This is a genomic window from Neisseria sp. P0021.S007 (assembly GCF_051956855.1).
Window position 1 is genome coordinate 1 of sequence record NZ_JBQCXA010000811.1, and the last position, 592, is coordinate 592.

Sequence of the window (592 nt, forward strand, 5' to 3'; positions counted from 1 at the left end):
GTGTACGCATTAACAATGGCAGACACGCTGGCAGGCGGATCAACATAGACTTCCCATTTTGCCGCATCCAGTTTCATAGGAAGTTTGATACTAAGTTTTTCATTGTGGTTGTTGATGGCCAATTCAGGAATCATCTCAAACTGACGCGTTGATAGGTCAACAGCTACCTCATAATTCAGATGAACCCCTTCCATGTAACTGGATATGGCAGGATATTTATCCAGATAATCAACGGCAACTTGTGCGATATTGCCGTCCGGCAAGGCATCAAGCATTGCATTGCGGAACTCAGCCTCTTCTCGTTCAGAAAACTCCTGCTTCAAAGCAGCGTCGTCTTCTTGAGCAACCTCCATAGAGGCTGCCGCCTCCCCCTCTTTGGCTTTGGCATCCTCTGCTTTCGCTTCGGCTTTCTTTTCCACCTTTTCATCTGCCAATACAGCTTCAGCCAATGGGCTGATATATACTTGAGAGCTGCCTGTGATGTTAAAGCTGTGGTCTTCTTTTAAAATACGGTCATTGGAAATCGACATGACCTCGTGCGCGGTTTTGTGATCCAAATTACTGCACGCGCTCAAACTAAATGCCGCAGCAA

The 592-nt window shown here is 46.6% G+C and carries 1 pseudogene; it reads right to left on the bottom strand.

Going from position 1 to position 592, the window contains the following annotated elements:
- Window positions 1-592 (bottom strand): annotated as a pseudogene (locus ACTHUR_RS16085) (hypothetical protein); the annotation flags it as partial.